Source organism: Pseudomonas sp. R3-57, from assembly GCF_051132065.1.
Taxonomy (GTDB): domain Bacteria; phylum Pseudomonadota; class Gammaproteobacteria; order Pseudomonadales; family Pseudomonadaceae; genus Aquipseudomonas.
In genome coordinates this window covers 1,716,280-1,731,945 of the sequence record NZ_CP071655.1, presented here as the reverse complement: position 1 = coordinate 1,731,945, position 15,666 = coordinate 1,716,280, and the positions used below count along the sequence as shown (strand labels likewise).

Here is a 15,666-nt window from a genome sequence, read left to right as displayed (position 1 = left end):
CAGTGGGTAAGTGTATAGAAAGACTTTTCAGTTTTTCAACTGAAAGCTTCACTCCTCAAACCCTGCGACCCTCTGCCTATAAATAGATTGCAGCTTTATAACGGATTTTAGACAGCTCGTATGACATTTTTTTGAAGCAATCCGTCACATTTTACTTACATGTACATCCCACCGTTCACCGGGATTGTAGCCCCGGTAACGTATGCCGCACCGTCGGATGCAAGAAAAGCGACCACGGACGCGATCTCTTGAGCTTGCCCCAGACGACCCAGCGGAATCTGCGTCTGCAAGGCTTCACGCTGTGCTTCAGGCAGCTCGCGGGTCATATCGGTGTCGATGAACCCTGGGGTCACCGAGTTGACCGTAATCGAACGCGAACCGACTTCACGCGCCATCGCCCGGCTGAAACCTTCCAGACCGGCCTTGGCGGCTGCATAGTTTACTTGGCCGGCGTTGCCCATGGCACCCACCACCGAGCCAATACTGATAATTCGCCCCCAACGCGCCTTGGTCATGCCGCGCAGAACGCCCTTGGACAGGCGATACAGACTGTTCAGGTTGGTATCGATCACGTCGTACCATTCATCGTCTTTCATGCGCATCATCAGGTTATCGCGGGTAATGCCGGCATTATTGACCAGAATCGCCACTGGCGCACCGAACTGCTCCTGAATGCCCGCCAGCACTGCGCTGACCGATTCGTCACTGGTGACGTTGAGTTCGAAACCTGCGCCCTGGATACCGTTTTCCTTCAGGGTCGCGGCGATGCGCTCGGCGCCCGACGCGGAGGTCGCGGTGCCGACAACGATAGCGCCCTGGCGACCCAGTTCCAGCGCGATGGCCTGGCCGATACCGCGGCTTGCACCGGTGACCAGTGCAACTTTACCTTGCAGACTCATGCAAGTTTCTCCTGATTCAGGCCTGCGCTGCGCGAGCGGCAGCGAAGGCATCTGGGGTATTGAGGTTGGAAGTCGCAACGCCTTCGGCGCAGCGCTTGTTCAGACCGGCCAGGACTTTGCCCGGACCGCATTCGACCAGATTGGTCGCGCCTTTGGCGGCCAGCGTCTGCACCGACTCGACCCAGCGCACTGGCTTGTAGAGTTGTTCGAGCAGATCACGCTTGAGGGTTTCCAGATCAGCCGGCACTTGTGCGCTGACGTTCTGTACCACCGGGATCTGCGGTGCCTGCCAGTCGATGGCAGCGATGGACTCGGCAAAGCGCTCGGCAGCCGGACGCATCAGTTCGCAGTGCGACGGCACGCTCACCGGCAGCGGCATGGCGCGCTTGGCACCACGGGCCTTGCAGCCTTCGATGGCACGCTCGACGGCAGCCTTGGCCCCAGCGATCACCACTTGGCCTGGCGAGTTGAAGTTGACTGCGCTGACCACCTCACCTTGTGCCGATTCAGCGCAAGCTGCCAGCACATCAGCATCTTCCAGACCGAGAATGGCAGCCATGCCGCCCTGCCCGGCCGGCACCGCTTCCTGCATCAGCTGACCGCGGCGCTCGACGAGCTTGACCGCATCCGCCAGGGTCAGGCTACCGGCGGCGACCAGCGCGCTGTATTCACCCAGGCTGTGGCCGGCAACGAATGCCGGACGCTCGCCACCTTCCGCCAGCCACAGACGCCACAGGGCGATCGAGGCGGTCAGAATGGCCGGTTGGGTCTTGTCGGTTTGATTGAGCAGCTCTTCCGGGCCCTGCTGGGTCAACGCCCAGAGGTCATAGCCCAGCGCAGCAGAGGCTTCTTGAAAGGTTTCGAGGATCAGCGGATGTTGCGCGCCCAGCTCGGCCAGCATGCCGAGGGACTGCGAACCCTGTCCTGGAAAGACGAATGCGAGGGAAGCAGACATGTAACAAGCCCCTAATGATCTTGTCGTCGGAAAATAACGCCCCGCTCGGGACGCCAGAAACTGACAGTTTGGATGGCCCTTTGAACCGGGCGGTCACATTTAAGCATTGTCCGACGAAAACGCCTAAGACAACAGGTCCTCCAGACGACCGTGGAGGCGCTCCGGCAAGTTCTCCTGGATCTCGATCAGCGCACGGGAAATCGCGCTCTGAAAACCCTGAACGCCGGCCGATCCATGACTTTTCACCACAATGCCCTGCAAGCCGAGAAAGCTTGCGCCGTTATGTCGCGCCGGCGCCAGATCAGCCTGCAAGCGCTTCATCAGTGGCAGCGCCAGCGCTCCCACCGCCCGCGAGGCAAGATTCTTCTTGAACAACGCTTCGATGCGCCCAGCGATCATCGTCGCCAGGCCTTCGCTGGATTTGAGCAGAATGTTGCCGACGAAACCGTCGCACACCACCACATCAGCCTCGCCACGGTACAAACCGTCGCCTTCGATGAAACCGATGTAGTTGATGCCACGCGCCGCCTGCAACAGCGTTGCCGCCAGCTTGACCTGTTGATTGCCCTTGATGTCTTCGGTACCGATGTTCAGCAGAGCGACGCGCGGGCGATGAATGCCCAGCGTTTGCGCCGCCACCGAGCCCATTACGGCGAACTGCAACAGATGTTCGGCGCTGCAATCGACGTTGGCGCCCAGATCGAGCAACTGACAATAGCCGGTCTGCGTCGGGATCGCGGCGACCATCGCTGGGCGATCAATGCCCGGCAAGGTCTTCAGCACGAACCGCGACAACGCCATCAACGCACCGGTATTGCCGGCGCTGACACAGGCCTGAACCTTGCCATCGCGCAACAACTCAAGGGCAACACGCATTGACGAGTCCGGCTTGCCACGCAGGGCCTGGGTCGGCTTTTCATCCATGGTGATGACTTCGCTGGCCGGTACAATCGTCAGGCGCGCGCGATCGGCAGCCGATTGGCCGTTGATCAGTTCTTCAAGAAGGGAAGGTTGACCGACGAGGGTCAGGTGCAGCGAGGGCGTAGCAGACAGGCAAGCAAGGCTGGCCTGAACAATGCTGCGGGGACCGAAGTCCCCGCCCATTGCGTCAATCGCGATGACTTGAGCGGACAAGTGATTACTCGTCAGCGCCCTTGTCGATCACTTTACGACCACGGTATACGCCTTCTGGCGATACGTGGTGACGCAGGTGAACTTCACCAGTGGTTTTTTCTACAGACAGGGTGCTAGCCTCGAGAGCGTCGTGCGAACGGCGCATGTCACGGGCAGAGCGGGATTTTTTGTTCTGCTGAACAGCCATAATTGATTAACTCCTAAACGTTTGGGTCACGCTTTAACTGCGCCAATACACTGAACGGGTTGGACCGCGTTACCTCGTCCTCGCTCGGTTCGGGCTCATCTGCTCCCGCCGGCTGCTGGCATTCTTCCGGATGATGAGCAGGCACAATGGGCAAGGCGAGCAGAAGCTCCTCCTCGATCAGTGACTGCAGATCCAATGGATCTTCGCCCAGTTCCAGCACGTCATAACCTTTCGGCAACGACTGGGTATTCGCACCCTCCTTCACCACGGCGTAACTGCATTCGCTGTGGATCGGCAGGGTGACCAGCTCAAGACAACGCTGGCAAACCATTTTGACTTCGGTGTCGATAAAGCTGTGGATCACCACAGATTTACGTTCATCTCGTTCAAAAACGAATTTGGCCTGCACCGTACCGACATCGTCGGAAAGCGGGTCGCAGAGTCTCTTCAAATCGGCCAGCAGCAGTTCACCTTGAAGGGTGGTGCCACGGTCAGCCAATTTGCGCGGGTCAACGTGAGGTGGAATCGGGTCATTCAACATAGGCGCAGCATTATAGGGATGCCCCCACCCATGTCAAAGGAAATTGTGCCCTGTCCGTCACTTGCGTGCCTCCGCTAGAATCCGCACCTGCCTGAGGAGACGCCCATGCTGCCTTTATTACTTGCTTCAAGCTCGCCCTATCGACGCGAATTGCTCGCTCGCCTGCACTTGCCGTTCGTCTGCAGCTCGCCGGATATCGACGAAAGTCACCGCCCGGGCGAGCGAGCCATCGAACTGGTCAAACGCCTCGCCGAGGAAAAAGCCCGAGCACTGGCCGACAGCCATACGGACCATCTGATTATCGGCTCGGACCAGGTGGCCGTCCTTGGCGAGCAGATCATCGGCAAACCCCACACCTTCGAAAAGGCCCGCGAGCAATTGATGGTGGCCAGCGGCGCGAGCGTGACCTTCCTGACCGGCCTGGCCCTGCTCAACAGCCAGACCGGCCACTGCCAGGTCGACTGCGTGCCATTTACCGTACACATGCGCCAACTCGACCCGGCGCGCATCGAGCGCTATCTGCGCATCGAGCAGCCTTACGACTGCGCCGGCAGCTTCAAGGCCGAAGGTCTCGGCGTCAGCTTGTTCCAGTCCACCGAAGGCCCGGACGCCACCAGCCTGATCGGCCTGCCGCTGATTCGCCTGATCGACATGCTGCTGGCCGAAGGCGTACAGATTCCCTGACCCAGAAAAAAACCGGCCATTCAAAGGCCGGTTTTTTTATACAGCGAAGGCTTATCGCAACGACGGCCCGTGGAAACCCATCCACATCGCCAACTGCTCGGCCACACTGGCGCCGAGCTTTTTCGAGAAGCGGTCGAACGGCGATTCCTGGACCGTGAAGTCCACCAACTCCTTCTCGCCAATCACGTCTCGTGCCACCGAACTGGCACTGCCCAGACCATCGATCAGACCCAGCGGCAACGCCTGCTCGCCTGACCAGACCAGTCCGGAGAACAGCTCTGGATGCTCTTTATCCTTCAAACGATCGCCGCGACCTTGCTTGACGCTGTTGATGAACTGCTTGTGCGTGGTGTCCAGCACACTCTGCCAGAACGCTGTTTCTTCAGGCTTCTGCGGCTGGAACGGATCAAGAAACGCCTTGTGCTCGCCCGAGGTGTAGGTGCGACGTTCGACGCCGAGCTTTTCCATGGTGCCGACAAAACCGTAACCGGCGGCCGTCACACCAATCGAACCGACCAGACTGGCCTTGTCGGCGTAGATCTGATCGGCCGCGCTGGCGATGTAGTAGGCACCGGACGCACCGAGATCGGAAATCACCGCATACAACTTGATCTCAGGATGAAGACCACGCAGGCGCTTGATTTCGTCATAGACATAACCCGACTGCACCGGACTGCCGCCAGGACTGTTGATGCGCAGGATGACGCCTTTGACCTTCTTGTCTTCGAACGCCGCACGCAGGCTGCCGACGATGTTGTCGGCACTTGCCGGCTCTTTGTCCGCAATCACCCCGTCAATTTCGATCAGCGCAGTGTAGTTCGGGCCCCGCGTGGCGCTTTTTTCCATGTCCATCAGCGGCGTGAACAGCAGCAGCGCAACAAACAGATAAACAAACGTCAGCAGCTTGAAGAAGATCCCCCAGCGCCGTGAGCGACGCTGCTCCTGAACGCCGGCCAGCAAGGTTTTTTCCAACAGCTTCCAGCTTTTTGCGTCACCGTCGTCGGCACTTGCCTTGGCCGGTGCTTTCCATTCATCGGTCATGCCATCTACCCCAGCAAAAAACGTATTAGGCCTGCTGACCCAGCCAGGCATGCAATTCAGAAAAACGGTCGATCGACAGCAACGGCTCGAACTGTTGCAGCGATTCGATCGACTGCGCGCCATAACTGACCGCAACCGAGCCCATCCCCGCGTTGCGCGCCATCAACAGATCGAAGGACGAATCCCCCACCATCAGCGCCTGCTCAGCCCGCACACCGCAATGAGCGAGGATCTGCTCCAACATCAGAGGGTGCGGTTTGCTGGCGGTTTCATCGGCAGCGCGGGTGATATCGAAATAATCTTCCCAGCCATTGGCCTTGAGCACGCGATCGAGCCCGCGGCGGTTCTTGCCGGTCGCTACCGCCAGGTGATAACCCTGCTCGCGAAACGACGCCATCGATTCGATGACACCTTCGAACAGCGGCGAAGGCACGGCTTCGGCAGCGATGTAGTGATCGGCGTAGTACTCGCGAAACGCGGTCATTTCGGCATCGCTGATTTCCGGGTACAAGGTGCGAATCGCCTCTGGCAAACCCAGACCGATAATGCCCTTGACCGCGAAATCATCGCGCAGCTCGAAGCCGGAACGCCCGGATGCCGAATGCATGGCCTCGACAATCCGGTGAATCGAATCGGCCAGCGTGCCGTCCCAGTCGAAAATCAACAGTTTGTAATCAGGGTGCTGCACTCAGGCGCTCCACAGTCTTGGCCCACATTTCATCGACCGGGGCCTGCAAGGTCAGCTTGCCGCCATCGGGCAGCGGCACGGTCAGCATGTAGGCGTGCAGGAACAGGCGTTTGCCGCCCAGATCGCGAATTTCCCTGGTGAAGTCGTCGTCGCCGTACTTGCTGTCGCCGGCAATGCAATGCCCGGCGTGCAAGGTATGCACGCGAATCTGGTGCGTACGACCGGTGACCGGCTTGGCCTCGACCATGGTTGCGAAATCACCGAAGCGGCGCAGCACCTTGAACACGGTCAGGGCTTCTTTGCCTTCGTCGTTGACTTCGACCATGCGCTCGCCGGAACGCAGATTGCTCTTGAGCAACGGCGCGCTGACCTGCTTGATCGAAGTGGCCCAGTTACCGCGAACCAGCGCCATGTAGCGCTTGTCGACGCCGTCGCCGCGCAGCTTTTCATGCAGGTGACGCAGCATGCTGCGCTTCTTGGCAATCATCAGCAGGCCGGACGTGTCGCGGTCGAGACGGTGAACCAGCTCCAGCTCTTTCGCGTCGGGACGCAACTGACGAAAGGCTTCGATCACGCCGAAATTCAAGCCGCTGCCACCGTGAACGGCAATGCCTGCGGGCTTGTTGATCACGATCAGCGCCTTGTCTTCGTATACGATCGAAGCCTCGAGACGCTGCAGCAGCCCCTGGGCCAGCGGCACCGGCTCGTCGCGCTCAGGCACGCGCACCGGCGGCACGCGCACGATATCGCCGGCCTGCAGCTTGTATTCGGGCTTGATCCGGCCTTTGTTCACACGCACTTCGCCTTTGCGCAAAATGCGGTAAATCAAGGTCTTGGGCACGCCTTTGAGCCGGGCGAGGAGGAAATTGTCGATTCGTTGGCCGGCATACTCCGGCGAGACTTCAAGCAGTTGAACGCCTGGAGTCGAAGGGGCAGTAGTTGTCATGCCGCGGATGATAACAATTTTTATGGAATTGAAGCACTTAATCATTGCTGCTATAGTCGCGAACGCCGCCAAAAGCGGCCTGGACAGAGGAATCACGGTCTAAAACCGGCCCTGACCAACGCAATTCACCAGGGCGCGAGGCCGTCCTACGGGGCTTTCGCTACGTAACGGTGGAGTTTGCAGTTGTAACAAGCGCAGGTGACATGAGGCCTGAATCACACCGCCGAGCAGCGTTTCCAATCGCCCGGCAGGCAAATATTCGAGGCCAGTTCACAAAGTGCAGTCAGCTGCGAATGACCCCGAGCGAGCGCTTCGGAAACATCGCCTGAATTAGCCATGATGCGTGACCTCCCCTTTCGGAGCTCACGGTAAATGCCAACCCGCTGCGGATTCTGCGCGCGGCAGCACCCGAATTATCAGGGATACGTGTAGGGTGGAGATGCACAACCGCCGGACTGTGTAGCAACAAGCTTTTATCAAGACGCTTCATCTCGTCCACAGCCGCTGGTTGATTCCTCCTCCTGACTGAGTGCTTAAGTAGCCACAGCAAGCAGGACGCGTACGTCGCGGTATCGGCCCAATTGGCCTGACATCGCTGGACACGGGAATGGCCAACCACTCCCGACGCACCTGACACCGACCGTGAGAAGTCGTGTGTGCCGAACGCCGTTTCCGGCAGCCCGGAAACCGACGGTACTACATGAAAAGAATGCTGATTAACGCAACTCAACCCGAAGAGTTGCGTGTTGCACTGGTAGATGGCCAGCGCCTCTACGACCTGGACATCGAATCCGGTGCACGCGAGCAGAAGAAGGCCAATATCTATAAAGGCCGCATCACTCGCATCGAACCGAGCCTTGAGGCTGCCTTTGTCGATTTCGGCTCCGAGCGCCACGGCTTCCTGCCCCTCAAAGAAATCTCCCGCGAATACTTCAAGAAAGCCCCCGAAGGCCGCGTCAACATCAAGGACGTCCTGAGCGAAGGCCAGGAAGTCATCGTTCAGGTCGAAAAAGAAGAACGTGGCAACAAGGGCGCAGCCCTGACCACTTTCATCAGCCTGGCCGGCCGTTACCTCGTGCTGATGCCGAACAATCCACGTGCCGGCGGCATCTCCCGTCGAATCGAAGGCGAAGAGCGCAACGAACTGCGTGAAGCGCTGAACGGCCTGGTTGCTCCGGCCGACATGGGTCTGATCGTGCGCACTGCAGGCCTTGGCCGCAGCAGCGAAGAAATGCAGTGGGACCTCGATTACCTGCTGCAACTGTGGACCGCCATCAAAGAAGCCTCGCTGGATCGCTCCGCGCCGTTCCTGATCTATCAGGAAAGCAACGTGATCATCCGCGCCATCCGCGACTACCTGCGCCAGGACATCGGCGAAGTGCTGATCGACAGCGTTGAAGCCCAGGACGAAGCCCTGACCTTCATCCGCCAGGTGATGCCGCAGTACGCCAGCAAGATCAAGCTGTACGAGGACAGCGTCCCGCTGTTCAACCGTTTCCAGATCGAAAGCCAGATCGAGACCGCCTTCCAGCGCGTCGTCGAACTGCCTTCCGGCGGCTCCATCGTCATCGATCCGACCGAAGCCCTGGTGTCCATCGACATCAACTCGGCACGCGCCACCAAAGGCAGCGACATCGAAGAAACCGCGCTGCAGACCAACCTTGAAGCCGCCGAAGAAATCGCCCGTCAGTTGCGCCTGCGCGACATCGGCGGCCTGATCGTCATCGACTTCATCGACATGACCCCGGCCAAGAACCAGCGCGCCGTGGAAGAGAAAGTCCGCGAATGCCTGGAAGCCGACCGTGCCCGCGTGCAGATCGGCCGCATCTCGCGCTTCGGCCTGCTGGAAATGTCCCGTCAGCGCCTGCGTCCATCGTTGGGCGAAAGCAGCGGCATCGTCTGCCCGCGTTGCAACGGCACCGGCATCATCCGTGACGTTGAATCGCTGTCGCTGGCGATCCTGCGCCTGATCGAAGAAGAAGCCCTGAAAGACCGCACCGCCGAAGTTCGCGCCCAGGTGCCGATCCCGGTCGCTGCGTTCCTGCTCAACGAAAAACGCAACTCGATCACCAAGATCGAACTGCGCACCCGTGCCCGTATCGTCATTCTGCCGAACGATCACCTGGAAACGCCGCACTTCGAAGTCCAGCGTCTGCGTGACGACAGCCCGGAAGCCGCGACCAACCAGTCCAGCTACGAAATCGCTGCCGCCGCTGCCGAAGTCGAAGAAGTCCAGCCAGCCGCTGCGACCCGTACCCTGGTTCGCCAGGAAGCCGCGGTCAAGACTGCCCCGGCCCGCGCCAATGCGCCGGTGCCGACCGAAGTCGCTCCAGCTGCCCCTGCTCCGGCCCCGGTTGCCGCGCCAGAGCCAAGCCTGTTCAAGGGTCTGGTGAAATCGCTGGTCAGCCTGTTCGCTACCAAGGAAGAGCCTGCCGCTCCGGTCGCCGTGGAAAAACCGGCTGCCGAACGTCCGGCGCGCAACGAAGAGCGTCGCAACGGTCGTCAGCAGAGCCGCAACCGTAACGGTCGTCGCGATGAAGAACGCAAGCCGCGCGAAGAACGTGCTCCGCGTGAAGAACGCGCCCCACGCGAGCCGCGTGAAGAGCGTCAGCCACGTGAAGCCCGTGAAGTACGCGAGCCTCGCGAAGCCCGCAGCGAAGCGCCGGCCGCCCGAGAAGAGCGCGCGCCACGTGCACCGCGTGAAGAACGTGCTCCGCGTGCGCCGCGTGAAGACCGCAAGCCTCGCGGCGAGCGTGAAGAACGCGTACGTGAACTGCGTGAGCCACTGGACGCCGCTCCAGCGGTAGCCGCTGCCGCCGCCGTCACCGCTGAAGAGCGTCCGGCCCGCCAGCCACGTGAAGAACGCGCCCCGCGTCCGCCGCGTGAAGAGCGTCAGCCGCGCGCCGAACAGGCCGCTGCTGCCGTCGCGGAAGAAGAAGTGATCAGCAACGAAGAGCAACTGCCGGAAGACGGTCAGGATGGCGCCGAAGGCGATCGTCCACGTCGTCGCTCGCGCGGTCAGCGTCGTCGCAGCAACCGTCGTGAGCGTCAGCGTGATGCCAACGGCAACGTGATCGAAGGTTCGGAAGAGTCCGAATCCGGCGAAAACGCTGAAGCCCCGAGCACTGCCGATCTGGCTGCCGGCCTGGCCGTCACCGCTGTCGTTGCCAGCAGCGCGATCAGCGCTCCGGCCGAAGCACAGGCGCACGAGCAAGCCGAACGCGCCACCGCTGCCACACTGGAAACTGCTCCAGTCGAAGCGCCGGTTGTCGAAGCCAACACCCCGGTGGAAGTGACTGCTGCTCCGGAAATCGAAGTGGCACCGGTTCAGGAATCTCAGCCGCAGGCTGAAGAAGTGGTTGCCGAGCCAGCCGTTGTCGCTGAAGCGCCGCAGGTGGTTGCAGAGCCGGTTGCTGAAACCGTCGCTGAATCCGTGACCGAAAGCGTGCGTGAAGTGCGCGAAGAGCAGACTGCCTTCAACTGGACTGCCGAGCCTGCGAAAACCGAAGCGCCAGCGCCAATCGCTGAAGCAGAAGTTGCAGAGGCGATGGTTTCCGAGCCAGTCGTCGCGGCCGCCGAGCCGGCCCCGGCGCCAGTGGTTGAAGCGCCGGTTGTCGAGGCCCCTGCCGTCGTCGAAGCGCCAGCCCCGGTGGTTGAAGCACCGGCTCCGGTCAGCGCCCTGACACCAAACGGTCGCGCACCGAACGATCCGCGTGAAGTACGTCGTCGCAAGCGTGAAGCCGAGCGTCTGCAGAAGGAAGCCGAGTTGGCCGCCGCTGCAGCGCCTGTGGTTGCCGAGCCCGCCGCTGCTACCGAAGTGACCGAGGCAGCCCCTGCCCCGGTTGCCGAAGAAGCATCGGTTGAAGCGGTGATCGCCGAGGCACCGCGTTCCGTACAGGACGCGGTCGAGCAACGCGAAGAGGCCGAGGAAAAAGAGCACGAGCCGAAACCTCTCGTGTAATTCTCCAAGCCGTTAAAAAGCCCCGCCTGGTGTAAGCCTGGCGGGGCTTTTTTATGCCTTTGATTTATGCCTGTACCCGTTCCCTGTAGGAGTGAGCCTGCTCGCGATAGCGGAGTGTCAGTCAACAAACATTTAGCTGAACCACCGCTATCGCGAGCAAGCTCACTCTACAAGGGATCCATGCATGAATCAGGAATGTGTGAAGACCAGCGCCTCAGGCACGTCGACATCCCACAGCACGCCAGGGTCATCCACCACCACCTCAACCACCCTGCCCTGCCCAAACACCGGCCTTGCGCCCCGATCACCGGACAAACCGGACAGCGCCGGACCCAACGCACGCCCAAACCCCACCGGATGGCCAAACTCGCCACCCAGCACCGGCACGCTCACCGCGTCATCAGCCATCGCCGCCACCACTCGCTCGATACTCGACGGCAGGATAAACGGCATATCCCCAAGTACGATCAACCAGCCATCCGCATCGGCACTCGCAGCGACACCCGCGGCAATGCTGTTGCCCATTCCCGTCGACTCGATCGATACAACGTCACAGCCGTAAGCCTGCGCCATGCGCATCGCCTGCGGTCGCGCTTCAGTGGTTACCAGCACACGCTTATCAAGACCGGCCGGCAAGTTCACCAGTACCTGCTCGATCACCGAGCGCACCGCACCATCGCGCCCGGTGCAGTCAGCCAGCAATTTATCCTTGTCAGCCCCCGCCGCCTGACGAAAGCGGCTGCCCTCGCCTGCTGCCAACACAATCACTGCGATGGATCGGCTCATGCACCCTCCAGCGGTTTCTTCTGCTTCAACTCCACGCCATTCTTGATCGCGACGATCTCGGCAAGCAGCGACAACGCAATCTCGGCCGGCGAGTGACTGCCGATGTGCAGACCGATCGGCCCGTGCAAACGATCAATGGCCGCTCGCGACAAGCCTAGCTGAGCCAGATTCTCGCGGCGTTTCTGACTGTTGACCCGCGAGCCCAGCGCGCCGACGTAAAACGCCGGCGAATCCAGCGCCGTCAGCAGCGCCATGTCATCCAGACGCGGATCATGGGTCAGCGCAACAATCGCGGTGCGTTCATCGGTTTGAATGCTCAACACCGCGTCGTCCGGCATGCCAGGCACAAACCGCCCGTGCTGCTCTTCCCAGCCATAGACAAACTCGGTGCGCGGATCGCAAATCAACACCTCGAAATCCAGCAGCCGCGCCATGTCCGCTACGTAACGTGACAACTGCCCGGCGCCGATCAGCAGCAGACGCCAGCGCGGGCCGTAAATGGCGCGCAAGGTCTTGCCATCGAACACCAGCGAGTCGCTTTTACTGGCGGGCGCCAGCGCCACTTCGCCGGTTTCGATGTTCAGTTCACGGGCGACGATCTGGTGATCTTCGCAACGGGCGAGCAGTTCTTCGACCCACGCCGGATCGCCAACGCGCTCCTCGGTCAGGCGCAGGGTGCCGCCACAGGGCAAACCGAAACGCGCCGCCTCCTCGCGCGTCACGCCGTAGGTAATTAATTGCACCGGCGGGCCAGCGCTGGCGATGCGGCCGTCGTGCAGGCGGGCAATCAGGTCGTCCTCGACGCAACCGCCCGACACCGAACCGATCACCACGCCATCCTCGCGCAAGGCGAGCATGGCACCGGGCGACCGGGGCGCGGTGCCCCAGGTCTGCACCACGCTGAACAACACTACCCGCTGCCCGGCGCGGCGCCATTCAAGGACGCTGCGCAGGACATTCAGATCGACGCTGTCCATTACGCCTGCGCCTTCTGCCAATCCTGCAACTGATAACGCACTGGCAAGTTGCGGATGCGTTTGCCGGTGGCGGCGAAGATCGCATTGCACAAGGCCGGCGCAATCGGCGGCACGCCTGGCTCGCCGACGCCGCCCAACGGCACATCGCCCGGCGGCGTGACCAGATGCACGGCGACTTCTTTCGGCGCCAGCGACATGCGCGCCACTTCATACATATGAAAGTTGTCCTGCTGGACCTTGCCGTCCTTGAAGCTGATTTCACCCAGCACCGCGTTGCCCAGGCCCATCACGCAGGCGCCTTCGAACTGCGAGCGGATGCGCTCGGGGTTGATCTGCGGTCCGCAATCCACCGCAATGTCGGCCTTGTGCACGATCAGCGTGCCGTCGTCCTTGACCTCGACTTCGATCACCGCCGCCACATAAGTGACGAAGCTGTAGTGCACCGCCAGGCCGAGACCGCGGCCCTTGGGCAACTTGCGTCCCCAACCGGCTGCCTTCGCTGCGGTTTCCAGCACGGTGCGCATGCGCCCGGTGTCGATCGGATAGCGCTCGGGGGACTCGCCGTAGTTCCACTCTTCGCTCAAGGTGCGCGGGTCGATCTGGCGATCGGCGCCGAGCAGTTTGATCTGATATTCAAGCGGATCTTCGCCGGCCTTGTGCGCCAGCTCGCCGACGAAACTCTGAATCGCGAAACCATGGGGAATGTTCGACACCGAGCGATACCAGCCCACCCGCGTGTGCACCTTGGCTTCGGGGTTTTCCAGACGCACGTTGGGAATCGCGTAAGCCATGTTGGTGAAGCCCATGCCCAACTCGAAAGCGGCTTCATGGTTCATGTCCGGGGCGAACAATGCGGTGATGCTCGGCGCCACGGTGCGGTGCAACCAGCCAGAGGGCATGCCATCCTTGCCAACGCCGGCCTTGAGGTATTCGGCCGACACGGTATGGAAATACGAGTTGTGGATGTCGTCTTCGCGCGTCCACTGCACGCGCACAGCCTTGCCCGGAAACTCCTTGGCGAGGATCGCCGCTTCAACGACGAAGTCCGGCTTCGACTTGCGACCGAAACCGCCGCCGAGCAAAGTGACATTGAAGGTAACGTTGTCGAACGGCACGCCAAGACGTTCGGCGATGCGCTCGCGGGTCACTTGCGGCGCCTGACTCGGCGCCCAGGCTTCGCAGACGCCCTTGTCGAAACGCGCAATGGCGACCATCGGTTCCATCGGTGCCTGCGCCAGATGCGGCAGGTAATAAGACGCTTCCAGGGTGCTGGCCGCGCCGCTCAACGCCTTGTCGATATCGCCGGTGTTGCGCACCACTTTGCCGGGCTTCAGCGACGCCGCTTCCAGTTCCTTGCGATAGGCGATCGAGTCATAACTGGCGTTCGGGCCGTCGTCCCACTCGATCTTCAGCGCTTCGCGACCCTTGATCGCCGCCCAGGTATTGCTGGCGACCACAGCCACGCCACCCAATGGCTGAAATTCCGATGGCAACGGGCGAGGTTCGATCTGGATCACTTTGAGTACGCCCGGCACCTTCAGCGCGGCGCTGCCATCCAGCGACTTGACCTTGCCGCCGTACACCGCCGGGCGCGCAATGGTGGCGTAGAGCATGCCGTCGAAGTGCACGTCGGCACCGTAGACCGCACGCCCGTTGACGATGTCGTCACCGTCGATGGCTTTATTGCCTTCCTTGCCGATATAGCGAAATTCCGCCGGCTGCTTGAGGCGCAGGCTGTCGCGCGCTGGTACGGCCAACGCACTGGCAGCTGCGGCCAGTTCGCCATAGCCCAGTTCACGGCCGGACGGTTTGTGGATGACTTTGTGCAGTTGCGCGTGGCATTCACCGACCGGCACTTTCCACTGCGCCGCCGCGGCCTGCTCGAGCATGGTCCGCGCGGCCGCGCCGCAACGGCGCATCGGCTCGTACCAATGACGCATGCTGCGTGAGCCGTCGGTGTCCTGGTTGCCGAAACGCACTTCATCACCTGGCGCCTGCTGCACCTTGACCCGCGCCCAGTCGGCGTCCAGTTCATCGGCGACGACCATCGTCAGACTGGTGCGCACGCCCTGGCCCATTTCAGAACGGTTGCAGACCACGGTGACGGTGCCGTCGGCGGCAATGCTCACATAGACTTTCGGATCGTCGATCCAGCCGTTGGGCATGCCGTCGGCGCCAAACTGCTTGGGCTTGTCTTCGGCCAGCGCGTCCTGCCAGCCCCAACTCGCGGCCAGCACCAGCGCACCGGTGGCGCCGACACCTTTGAGAAAACCACGGCGACTGAGGTTGCTCAGGGCGAAATCGTTCGGCAGGCGGCTCATGCCTTGGCCTCCTTCAGGTGAGTGGAGGCCTGGCGGATCGCAGTCTTGATCCGGTTGTACGTGCCGCAGCGGCAAATATTGCCAACCATGGCTTCTTCGATTTGCGCATCGCTCGGGTTCGGATTGGTCTTGAGCAATGCCGTCGCCGACATGATCTGCCCGCCCTGGCAGTAACCACATTGCGCCACTGCGCTGTCGAGCCAGGCTTGCTGGACGACTTTGCCGATCGGGTCGGCGTGCAGGTTATCGATGGTGGTGACGTTCTGCCCGATCACCGAGCCGATCGGGGTGATGCAACTGCGCGCGGGGGCGCCGTCGATGTGAATGGTACACGCGCCGCACAGGCCCATGCCGCAGCCGAACTTGGTGCCGTTGTAACCGGCGACATCGCGAATCGCCCAGAGCAGCGGCATGTCTTCGGTGACGTCGAGGGAATGGTCTTGACCGTTGAGTTTCAGGGTAATCATGGGCACGCCCGCATATTTTTCGTGGTTATCGGGTCGAGCAATCTGCCGCCGGAAAATCAGCGGTGGGTTCGCGCAGATC

14 protein-coding genes are annotated in these 15,666 nt (G+C 61.3%); 2 read left to right on the top strand and 12 right to left on the bottom strand.

Annotated elements, in window-relative coordinates; genetic code table 11:
- Positions 1-155 precede the first annotated feature (155 nt).
- The 5 genes from fabG to J3P93_RS07895 all read right to left on the bottom strand — a co-directional run bounded on the left by fabG (position 156) and on the right by J3P93_RS07895 (position 3,716).
- Positions 156-899 carry a 3-oxoacyl-ACP reductase FabG gene (gene fabG, locus J3P93_RS07915; RefSeq protein WP_016770989.1) on the bottom strand — a complete coding sequence of 248 codons (744 nt, stop codon included), beginning with the start codon at positions 897-899 and terminating at the stop codon, positions 156-158.
- 16 nt (positions 900-915) lie between these two features.
- Positions 916-1,854: an ACP S-malonyltransferase gene (gene fabD / locus J3P93_RS07910; protein WP_434596360.1), complete on the bottom strand. Its 939-nt coding sequence runs from the start codon at positions 1,852-1,854 to the stop codon at positions 916-918.
- 123 nt (positions 1,855-1,977) lie between these two features.
- The gene (gene plsX, locus J3P93_RS07905) at positions 1,978-2,988 is read right to left on the bottom strand and encodes a phosphate acyltransferase PlsX (RefSeq protein WP_434596358.1); all 1,011 of its coding nucleotides are present in this window, start codon (positions 2,986-2,988) and stop codon (positions 1,978-1,980) included.
- Positions 2,989-2,992: 4 nt separating this feature from the next.
- Positions 2,993-3,175 carry a 50S ribosomal protein L32 gene (gene rpmF / locus J3P93_RS07900; RefSeq protein WP_003179396.1) on the bottom strand — a complete coding sequence of 61 codons (183 nt, stop codon included), beginning with the start codon at positions 3,173-3,175 and terminating at the stop codon, positions 2,993-2,995.
- Positions 3,176-3,188: 13 nt separating this feature from the next.
- Positions 3,189-3,716 carry a YceD family protein gene (locus J3P93_RS07895; RefSeq protein WP_003204262.1) on the bottom strand — a complete coding sequence of 176 codons (528 nt, stop codon included), beginning with the start codon at positions 3,714-3,716 and terminating at the stop codon, positions 3,189-3,191.
- Positions 3,717-3,821: 105 nt separating this feature from the next.
- Between J3P93_RS07895 and J3P93_RS07890 the strand changes: the two genes are divergently transcribed.
- Complete coding sequence (locus tag J3P93_RS07890; RefSeq protein WP_434596356.1) at positions 3,822-4,400, top strand: Maf family protein; 579 nt, start codon at positions 3,822-3,824, stop codon at positions 4,398-4,400.
- A gap of 51 nt (positions 4,401-4,451) precedes the next feature.
- On the opposite strand, the gene sppA is transcribed toward J3P93_RS07890, so the two are convergent.
- Genes sppA through rluC form a run of 3 tightly spaced genes read right to left on the bottom strand, consistent with a single transcriptional unit; the run spans position 4,452 to position 7,075 of the window.
- The gene (sppA, locus tag J3P93_RS07885) at positions 4,452-5,441 is read right to left on the bottom strand and encodes a signal peptide peptidase SppA (protein WP_093099410.1); all 990 of its coding nucleotides are present in this window, start codon (positions 5,439-5,441) and stop codon (positions 4,452-4,454) included.
- Between the two features lie 25 nt (positions 5,442-5,466).
- Entirely contained in the window at positions 5,467-6,129 is a 663-nt protein-coding gene (locus tag J3P93_RS07880) for an HAD-IA family hydrolase (protein WP_093099409.1), read from the bottom strand.
- Complete coding sequence (gene rluC / locus J3P93_RS07875) at positions 6,116-7,075, bottom strand: 23S rRNA pseudouridine(955/2504/2580) synthase RluC (protein ID WP_090285209.1); 960 nt, start codon at positions 7,073-7,075, stop codon at positions 6,116-6,118. The genes J3P93_RS07880 and rluC overlap by 14 nt, the downstream gene beginning before the upstream one ends.
- Before the next feature lie 700 nt (positions 7,076-7,775).
- On the opposite strand from rluC, the gene rne reads away from it, so the two are divergent.
- Positions 7,776-11,036: a ribonuclease E gene (gene rne, locus J3P93_RS07870; protein WP_434596353.1), complete on the top strand. Its 3,261-nt coding sequence runs from the start codon at positions 7,776-7,778 to the stop codon at positions 11,034-11,036.
- A 189-nt stretch (positions 11,037-11,225) separates the two neighbouring features.
- Here the strand turns inward: rne and J3P93_RS07865 are convergent, their stop codons facing one another.
- The 4 genes from J3P93_RS07865 to J3P93_RS07850 are packed head-to-tail and all read right to left on the bottom strand — an operon-like array spanning position 11,226 to position 15,587.
- Positions 11,226-11,822: a nucleotidyltransferase family protein gene (locus J3P93_RS07865; protein WP_434596351.1), complete on the bottom strand. Its 597-nt coding sequence runs from the start codon at positions 11,820-11,822 to the stop codon at positions 11,226-11,228.
- The gene (locus J3P93_RS07860) at positions 11,819-12,799 is read right to left on the bottom strand and encodes an XdhC family protein (RefSeq protein WP_434596349.1); all 981 of its coding nucleotides are present in this window, start codon (positions 12,797-12,799) and stop codon (positions 11,819-11,821) included. Before J3P93_RS07860 ends, J3P93_RS07865 begins: the two co-directional genes overlap by 4 nt.
- Positions 12,799-15,120 carry a molybdopterin cofactor-binding domain-containing protein gene (locus J3P93_RS07855; protein WP_434596347.1) on the bottom strand — a complete coding sequence of 774 codons (2,322 nt, stop codon included), beginning with the start codon at positions 15,118-15,120 and terminating at the stop codon, positions 12,799-12,801. Before J3P93_RS07855 ends, J3P93_RS07860 begins: the two co-directional genes overlap by 1 nt.
- Positions 15,117-15,587, bottom strand: a complete 471-nt coding sequence (locus J3P93_RS07850; protein WP_208940195.1) for a (2Fe-2S)-binding protein — start codon at positions 15,585-15,587, stop codon at positions 15,117-15,119. The genes J3P93_RS07855 and J3P93_RS07850 overlap by 4 nt, the downstream gene beginning before the upstream one ends.
- Between the last annotated feature and the right edge of the window lie 79 nt (positions 15,588-15,666).

Excerpts from the sequence above, each read along its gene's own strand:
- fabG (WP_016770989.1), bottom strand. The coding sequence starts at position 899 with ATGAGTCTGCAAGGTAAAGTTGCACTGGTCACCGGTGCAAGCCGCGGT.
- fabD (WP_434596360.1), bottom strand. The coding sequence starts at position 1,854 with ATGTCTGCTTCCCTCGCATTCGTCTTTCCAGGACAGGGTTCGCAGTCC.
- rpmF (WP_003179396.1), bottom strand. The coding sequence starts at position 3,175 with ATGGCTGTTCAGCAGAACAAAAAATCCCGCTCTGCCCGTGACATGCGC.
- J3P93_RS07895 (WP_003204262.1), bottom strand. The coding sequence starts at position 3,716 with ATGTTGAATGACCCGATTCCACCTCACGTTGACCCGCGCAAATTGGCT.
- J3P93_RS07890 (WP_434596356.1), top strand. The coding sequence starts at position 3,822 with ATGCTGCCTTTATTACTTGCTTCAAGCTCGCCCTATCGACGCGAATTG.
- sppA (WP_093099410.1), bottom strand. The coding sequence starts at position 5,441 with ATGACCGATGAATGGAAAGCACCGGCCAAGGCAAGTGCCGACGACGGT.
- rluC (WP_090285209.1), bottom strand. The coding sequence starts at position 7,075 with ATGACAACTACTGCCCCTTCGACTCCAGGCGTTCAACTGCTTGAAGTC.
- rne (WP_434596353.1), top strand. The coding sequence starts at position 7,776 with ATGAAAAGAATGCTGATTAACGCAACTCAACCCGAAGAGTTGCGTGTT.
- J3P93_RS07865 (WP_434596351.1), bottom strand. The coding sequence starts at position 11,822 with ATGAGCCGATCCATCGCAGTGATTGTGTTGGCAGCAGGCGAGGGCAGC.
- J3P93_RS07860 (WP_434596349.1), bottom strand. The coding sequence starts at position 12,799 with ATGGACAGCGTCGATCTGAATGTCCTGCGCAGCGTCCTTGAATGGCGC.
- J3P93_RS07855 (WP_434596347.1), bottom strand. The coding sequence starts at position 15,120 with ATGAGCCGCCTGCCGAACGATTTCGCCCTGAGCAACCTCAGTCGCCGT.
- J3P93_RS07850 (WP_208940195.1), bottom strand. The coding sequence starts at position 15,587 with ATGATTACCCTGAAACTCAACGGTCAAGACCATTCCCTCGACGTCACC.